3 protein-coding genes are annotated in these 1,125 nt (G+C 49.5%); all 3 read right to left on the bottom strand.

Going from position 1 to position 1,125, the window contains the following annotated elements:
* Positions 1-301 (bottom strand): GNAT family N-acetyltransferase (locus tag PKH29_12545; protein HNX15667.1); only part of this gene is annotated, 301 nt, incomplete at its 3' end.
* A gap of 1 nt (position 302) precedes the next feature.
* On the bottom strand, positions 303-830 hold the full coding sequence (locus tag PKH29_12540; GenBank protein HNX15666.1) for a hypothetical protein: 528 nt from the start codon (positions 828-830) through the stop codon (positions 303-305).
* Between the two features lie 16 nt (positions 831-846).
* The coding region (locus tag PKH29_12535; protein HNX15665.1) for a GNAT family N-acetyltransferase at positions 847-1,125 on the bottom strand (279 nt) is incomplete at its 5' end.

Here is a 1,125-nt window from a genome sequence, read left to right as displayed (position 1 = left end):
GCACCAGCTTTTCGCCGATGTGCTTTCCCCTGCTCCCGGAGCTCACCGCAAAGCTCGCGTTGCCGATATGTCCGCATCTGCCGACGTTGTTGGGGTGTAAAATATACATTCCGTATATTTTAGAGTTATTTTTACATTCTGCGACAGCACAATACGTTTGCTCGGCAAAAAACGACTTCCCCGTTTCCTCGGCAAGATAATCTTCCTGCGGGAAAGCGATTCCCTCTTCAATGACTTCATTCCAAATCCGAATCATTTCAGGAATATCGTCTTCCCGATACTTTCTGACTATTACATCCATTTCAGCACTTCCAATTGATTTTAGCCGGATTCGGTTCATTTTCGACGGCGACGGCATTGAGCGCTTCGAGCATACGCCGACACTCTTCTCGGGCATATTGCTCCAATTGAGACCAAGGTGTTTCTGTCCCGAGTACACCATAAGCCACCGCCAAAGCTCCGTAAAGCGGAAGTCCGATGCAGTGCGTCGCCGAATGAATCGTCGATGCGGATTGTCCGATGGCTCTCGCAGCTGCCTGCGCGGCGGGATTATTTTCGGCTGAACGAGCGGACTCATGGCATTCCAAAATTACCGGTTTTGCCTGCGGCAGCTTGATCGTTCCGGACAGCCAGGCGCGGGCGGCATCTAAGGCGTATTGCGGACGCAGATCGTTTGGATCATATTTATTCCAAATCGGCAGAAGCACGCGTTCGGAATAATCAATCGCCCAGTTGGCGAGCGTTGACTTGCTCTGGGTCTCAATGAGCTTCATCAGCGCCTGAAGATACGGCGCTTCGATGTCGCTCAGCATTTTTCGTGTTTTTGTCAAAACCCTTCCTCCGCTTCTATAAATCTCTCCGCATGATATAGTCGATTTGTTCCTCGTCGCCCATGATAAAAAGATGCGTCCCGATTTTATAAAACCCGTTCTTCTGATAAAAAGCGATAGCCTTGTCGTTTTTCTCCCAAACACCGAGCCAGACGTATGATTTCTTTCTCTCCCGCGCGATTTCAATCGCATGTTCCATTAAAACGCGTCCGAGCCCTCTGCCTTGAAATTTCGCATCCACATAAATCCGCTCAAGTTCCAATGACTGTACGTCATTGATATCCGTCTGTGACGG

The sequence above is a fragment of the Oscillospiraceae bacterium genome (genome assembly GCA_035353335.1).
GTDB lineage: Bacteria > Bacillota > Clostridia > Oscillospirales > JAKOTC01 > DAOPZJ01.
This window is presented reverse-complemented; position numbering and strand designations above follow the sequence as displayed.